The following is a 6,771-nucleotide window of genomic DNA, read 5'->3' on the forward strand; positions in this document are numbered from 1 at the left end:
CGCGAACGGGGCGGGCGCGGCTGCGGGGCGCCCGGCGGCAAGGTCAGGCTGACGGCGCTCTGCCGCAGCCTGGAGCAGGTGGAGGCGGCGGTTAGGACCGATGCGGCGATGATCTATGCCGATTTCGAGTTCATCAAGCAATTTCCCGCCGCCATCGAGACGGCCCGGCGCGCAGGCAAGCCGATCGCGCTGGCGACGCCGCGGATTCATATGCCGGGGGAGAACGGCTACCATGCCAACATTTTGCGGCTGCAGCCGGACGCGGTGCTCGTGCGCAACACCGGCGCGTTGTATTATTACGCGAAGGCTCGGGCTGAGCGGGCAGGCAGCGGACAGCCGTTCCCGCAGCTGATCGGCGACTTCTCGCTGAATGCGGCCAACCACAAGACGGTCCGGCTGCTCGCCGAGGCCGGCCTTGAGCGGATTACGCCGTCCTACGATCTGAATATCCAGCAGATGATCGATCTGCTGGAACGGGCGGACACCTCGCTGCTGGAAATTGTCATTCATCAGCATCTGCCGATGTATCATACCGAGCATTGCGTATACTGCACGTTTTTGAGCGAAGGCACCGATTATACCAATTGCGGACGTCCGTGCGAATCGCACCGCGCGTCGCTAAGAGACCGAATCGGCATGAGCCATCCGGTGCGGGTCGACGAAGGATGCCGGAATACGGTCTATAATGCGATCGAGCAATCGGGAGCGGAATATTTGCAGCATTTTGTCGAACTCGGCGTATCGTCGTTCCGTGTCGAATTTCTGGAGGAATCGGCGGACAAAGTGCTGGAAGTGATGGGGCTGTATCAGGAGGCGCTCGCCGGCCGCATTACCGGGACGCAAGTATGGCGCACCCTGAAGGCGATCAACCAGCTCGGCGTTACGCGAGGCCAACTGGTGAAATAGGGCGGAGGTTCAACGATGCGGGTGGAGAAGTGGAGACATGTTTTCAAGCTCGATCCGGACAAAACGATATCCGACGGGGCGCTGCGGGCGATATGCCGGTCAGGCACGGACGCGATCATCGTCGGGGGATCGAGCGGCGTCACCTTTGCCAATACGGCGGAGCTGCTCGCTCGCATCCGACGCCACGATGTGGAATGCGTACTGGAGCTGACGTCAGCAGATTCGGCCGTCCCCGGCTTCGACGGCTATTTCATTCCGATGGTGCTGAACGCGGCAACCGTCGAGTGGCTGTGCGGCCGCCAGCTGCAGGCAATACGCGACTACGGCGAGCTTATCCCTTGGGAACGGACGGCGGCCTCGGGTTACATTATATTGAATCCCGACGCTACTGCCGCCAAGGTGAGCGGCGCCCGTCCGCTGACCGATGCCGCCGACGTCCTGGCCTGCGTCCGTCTGGCCGATCGGCTGATGCGGCTCCCGGTGATCTATTTGGAATACAGCGGCCGTTACGGCGATATGGATCTTGTCGGGAAAGCGACGCGAACCGTTACGGTCTCGCGGCTGTTTTACGGCGGAGGAATCGATGACGCGGCGAAGGCGGCATTGGCCGCGCGCTCGGCGCATACGGTCGTCGTAGGCAATGTGATTTACGAAGATTTAAACAGAGCCTTGTCCACGGTGGAAGCCGTCCGGTCCGTTGGCGGGCCGCAACGATCGTCCGATAGTGAAGATTTAAAATATGCAAATAATGAATTGTAGATTTCTTTGTTTCTATTGAGTTGTTTAAATTTATAATGGTTTCGTACAGATAAAAATAACTCAATAATTTTCTCGTATTCTTGTACCGTCATCGTTCTGTATTCATGATCTGGCATGACGGTCTTCTTTGTTTTTTTGCACAAAAGCACACAGGTCGGAAAGGGACAATGGATGATGGCGGCCTGTTTCCCGTCTCGAAATTGACACTTCAAAGTCCGTTGTCTACACTGGAGGAAAGGCGAACAAATGCGAACAAAGGAGTACGGACATGTGGAATGCGACGAGCATCGACGAAGCGGTTCGGAAGCTGAATCCACAGCAGCGGGAAGCGGTGCAGACGACGGAAGGCCCGCTGCTGATTATGGCGGGAGCGGGCAGCGGCAAAACGCGGGTGCTGACGCATCGGATTGCCTATTTGATCGAGAAGCGCCGCGTGGCTCCCTGGAGCATTCTGGCCATTACGTTTACGAATAAAGCCGCGCGGGAAATGCAGGAGCGGGTTGCCGCGCTGGTCGGACCGACGGGGCAGGATATTTGGGTATCGACGTTCCACTCCATGTGTGTGCGTATATTGCGGAAAGATATTGACCGGATCGGGTATACGTCCAATTTTTCCATTCTGGATTCCACGGATCAGCTGTCGGTCATCCGCAATTGTATGAAAGAGTTGAACATCGACACGAAAAAATTCGAGCCTCGAGGGATTCAAGCGGTTATCAGCGGGGCGAAAAACGAGCTGCAGACCCCCGAGCGGTTCGCGCAGAAGGCGGGCGATTACTACCAGGATATCGCGGCCAAAGTATATGAAGCGTATCAGAAAAAGTTGAAAAGCAACAATTCGCTCGATTTCGACGACCTGATCATGATGACGATCCAATTGTTCAAGGACGTTCCCGAGGTGCTGGATTTTTACCAGAAAAAATTCCGGTACATTCACGTCGACGAGTATCAGGATACGAACCGGGCGCAGTATATGCTCTGTCGCATGCTGGCGGATAATCATCATAACATTTGCGTCGTCGGCGACAGCGACCAGTCGATTTACCGGTGGCGCGGCGCGGATATTACGAACATTTTGAACTTTGAAGAAGATTATCCCGAAGCGAAGACGATTATGCTGGAGCAAAACTATCGTTCCACGGCGAATATTTTGAATGCGGCGAACGCCGTCATCCAGCGGAATACAAGCCGCAAGGAGAAGAAGCTGTGGACCGATCGCGGCGACGGCGACGCGATTCAAGTGTATCAGGCCGATTCGGAGCACGAGGAAGGCTACTTCGTCATCGAGGAAATCCGCAAAAACAAAGAGCGGGGCAAGCGGTATTCCGATCATGCGATTCTGTACCGGACCAACGCGCAGTCGCGGGTCATCGAGGAAATTCTGATCAAGTCGGATATTCCGTATCAAATCGTAGGCGGCATCAGGTTCTACGACCGCAAGGAAATTAAAGATTTGCTCGCTTATTTGCGGCTGGTGTCCAACCCGGACGACGATATCAGCCTGACGCGGATCATTAATGTGCCCAAGCGGGGGATTGGCGATACAACCGTGGGCAAACTGGAAGAAGAAGCGGCGCGCCGAGGCGTGTCCATATTTAAGGTGCTGTCCGATCTGGACGGTCTGGATATCAGCGGCCGGGCTCGCGCCTCGCTCCTTGAATTCCGCGACATGATCGATCGTCTGGCGCGAATGACAGACTATCTCTCGGTGACCGAACTGACGGAGCAGATGCTGGAAATGACGCAATACCGCGTCGAATTGCAGCGCGAAAACACGCTGGAATCCAAATCCAGGCTGGAAAATATCGACGAGTTTCTGTCGGTAACGCAAGACTTCGAGAAGCGCAACGAGGACAAATCGCTTGTAGCGTTTCTGACCGATCTTGCGCTGATTGCCGATATCGATACGATGGACAGGGCGGAAGACGCTGCGCCAGGGGATGCGGTCGTGCTGATGACGATGCACAGCGCCAAAGGGCTCGAGTTTCCGATTGTGTTCATTATCGGTATGGAGGAAGGCGTCTTTCCGCACAGCCGGGCGCTGATGGACCCGGAGGAATTGGAGGAGGAGCGGCGGCTCGCCTACGTCGGCATTACCCGGGCGGAAGAGCGGCTGTATCTGACCTGCGCCCGCATGCGGACACTGTTTGGCCGTACAGGTGCCAACGCGCCGTCGCGTTTTGGAGGAAGTGCCGGACGGATTGAAAGAAGTCGTTTCGTCGGGTATCGGACGCAAGGGCTTTGGTGCCGGTCGGGGTTATACGGGTTACGGCTTCGGCGATACGGGACGAACGGGACTTGGATTCCGGGACGCCTTCGGCGGACGGTCCGCATTATCCGGCGCGTCCGGAACGCCGTCATCTCGTCCCTCAAGCCCGGGCGTGCGCGTAAGCTCGCCGGCAGACGCCGCGATGGCGGCGGGCGGGGCGGACCGCGAGTTCGCCGCGGGAGACAAGGTCGCCCATCCCAAATGGGGGGAAGGCGTCGTCGTTTCCGTTAAAGGGACTGGCAATGACATGGAGTTGCAAATCGCCTTCCCGGCGCCTACAGGCATCAAGCGGCTGCTCGCCGTTTTGCCCCCATTACGAAGGTTTGAAGCGGCTCGAAATATGAATGGAAAGATATCGGATGGATGAAAGGAAGGGATCGTCCGTGGACGTTCGCCCGGAAAAGGAACGGGTTTGCGAGCCGAAGCAGCTGGAGCGGATGCGCGAACTGGCGGCCGAGATCGACCGTCACAACTACCATTATTATACGTTGGATCAGCCCGTTATTAGCGACAAAGAATACGATGCCCTCTATGACGAGCTGAAGTCACTGGAGGAGGCGACCGGCGTCGTGCTGCCGGATTCGCCGACTTTGCGCGTCGGCGGCGAATTGCTGCCGGGCTTCGAGCCTTACCGCCACCGCAGCCGTCTGTGGAGTCTTGACAAAGCGCAGGACGACGAAGATTTGCTGGCTTGGAACCAGCGGGTGCTGCGGGGCATTCAGGATTACAACGAGAAAAATCCCGATAATCCGCTTCCGGCGCCGGAATATGTCGTCGAATTGAAGTTTGACGGTTTGACGATCAACCTTACCTATGAAAACGGCAAACTCGTACAGGCGGCGACTCGCGGCAACGGTACGGTGGGAGAAGGAATATTGGCCCAGGTTCGCACCATCCGCTCGATTCCGCTTTCGATTCCGTTCACGCAGGGCGTGGTCGAAATTCAAGGCGAAGGCTTAATGTATTTGTCGGTGCTGGAAGCGTACAACCGTACGGCCGCGGAGCCGCTCAAGAACGCGCGCAACGCGGCCGCCGGCGCGCTCCGCAACCTGAATCCGAAAGTAACCGCGGAGCGGAAGCTCAGCGCGTTCTTCTATAATGTAGGCTACGCTGAAGGCGTTTCGTTCGACACGCATCAGGAAATGATCGAATTTTTGCGGCAAAACCGTTTGAAAGTCAATCCGCATATTTCGTATTTCGACAATATCGAGGATGTGCGGCAGGAGCTCCATCGCATTGCGTCGATGCGCGGGGAGTTCGATTATTTGATCGACGGTGCCGTTGTGAAGCTGACGGATATGCGCACCCGACAAGTTCTCGGATATACGGACAAATTTCCGCGCTGGGCTATCGCTTACAAATTTGAAGCGGAAGAATCGACGACCGTGCTGGAGTCCGTATCGTGGGAAGTGGGGCGCACCGGGAAAATAACGCCTGTGGCCCGGGTCGAGCCGGTCGAGCTGGCCGGCGTTACGGTTCAGAACTGTACATTGAACAATATCGGCGATATCGAACGGAAAAATTTAAAGTATGCGCTCGGCACGCGCGTATTTATCCGGCGCTCGAACGATGTCATTCCGGAAATTCTCGGCAAGGCGGACGATGAGGAGGGGGCGGAAATCGTCTACCCGGCGCATTGTCCGGCTTGCGGAACGGAACTGGAGCAGAGGGGAGCCCATTTGTTTTGCAACAACCGGCTCGGATGCCGTCCGCAGACGATCGGCCGCATCGTTCATTTCGCTTCGCGCGACGCAATGGATATCGAAACGTTCAGCGTCATGACGGCGGAGCAGCTTTATGATCATTGCGGCGTCAAAGATCCGGCCGACTTGTATGAGCTGGATTATGACGATCTGATTAAACTGGAACGTTTCGGCGACAAGAAGGCGCGGAATTTGCTGGAGGCGATCGAAAATCGAAAGATCGCGATCTGGCCGCATTCTTGTTCGCGCTCGGCATCCCGAATACCGGCAAAGCGACGACGAAAATGCTGGCCGATCATTATGGCGATCTTGATGCGGTCATGAACGCCACGGCGGAAGAGCTTGTCGGATTGCCCGACATTGGCGCGGTTGTCGCCGAAAGTATCGTCGGCTTTTTCGCCGATCCGGTTGTCAAGCAAAGCATCGCCCGAATGCGCGAGCTGGGCGTCAAGGCTGAAGCGGAACAGGCTCCGGAAGTGCAAAGCAACAGCGTGTTCAACGGCAAAACCGTCGTCTTGACCGGGACGCTGCCGACGCTGACGCGCGATGAAGCGACCCGGCTATTGGAGGCGAGCGGGGCCAAAGTGACAGGCAGCGTGTCCAAAAACACGATTATGTCATCGCGGGAGAAGCGGCCGGCAGCAAGCTGGCCAAAGCCAGAGAGTTGGGCATACCGGTCATTGAGGACGAAGAGGAATTCAGGCGGATGCTGGGCGGCAGCGTCCGGTCGTAAGAAACGGATGCGCGCGTCTTGCGGCGCGCGTCGGGTCTTATAGCGAATGAGCGAAATTTGAAGCGTTCCGGCGAATCGTCTTATGACGTCATATAGCCGGGACGCTTCTTCTATATCAGCAACGTCTGCGGCGTGCCAAAAAATAACGTTGTATTTTATGTTGAGATATGATAAATTAAGTCATGTCGCTTTTCCGCTGCACAAATGACGGCGGACGACAAGCTTCTGTCCAAACGGACAAAAAACTTGTTGACATGTTGGGCAGACGCTGATATAATCAAATCTTGTCACGGCGGGAACGCCTGACACGATAAGCAAGCAAGTTCTTTGAAAACTGAACAAATGGAACACGTCAATTCGGATAACGAATTTTTAAGCAACAATGAGCACAATCAACTTTA

The 6,771-nt window shown here is 56.2% G+C and carries 2 protein-coding genes and 2 pseudogenes; all 4 read left to right on the plus strand.

The annotated features are described in order from the left end of the window. Window positions 1–906: U32 family peptidase (locus tag PACILC2_RS25805; protein WP_213531875.1), on the plus strand; the 906-nt coding region annotated here is incomplete at its 5' end. A gap of 15 nt (window positions 907–921) precedes the next feature. Beyond that, window positions 922–1,665, plus strand: a complete 744-nt coding sequence (gene pcrB / locus PACILC2_RS25810; RefSeq protein WP_213531877.1) for a heptaprenylglyceryl phosphate synthase — start codon at window positions 922–924, stop codon at window positions 1,663–1,665. A gap of 268 nt (window positions 1,666–1,933) precedes the next feature. Beyond that, window positions 1,934–4,261: pseudogene (gene pcrA, locus PACILC2_RS25815) on the plus strand (DNA helicase PcrA). Window positions 4,262–4,371: 110 nt separating this feature from the next. Beyond that, window positions 4,372–6,370, plus strand: a pseudogene (gene ligA, locus PACILC2_RS25820) (NAD-dependent DNA ligase LigA). The last annotated feature ends 401 nt before the right edge of the window (window positions 6,371–6,771 follow it).

It is taken from the genome of Paenibacillus cisolokensis (assembly GCF_018403665.1).
GTDB classification, from domain to species: Bacteria; Bacillota; Bacilli; order Paenibacillales; family Paenibacillaceae; genus Paenibacillus_AH; species Paenibacillus_AH cisolokensis.

Excerpts from the sequence above, each read along its gene's own strand:
- pcrB (WP_213531877.1), top strand. The coding sequence starts at position 922 with ATGCGGGTGGAGAAGTGGAGACATGTTTTCAAGCTCGATCCGGACAAA.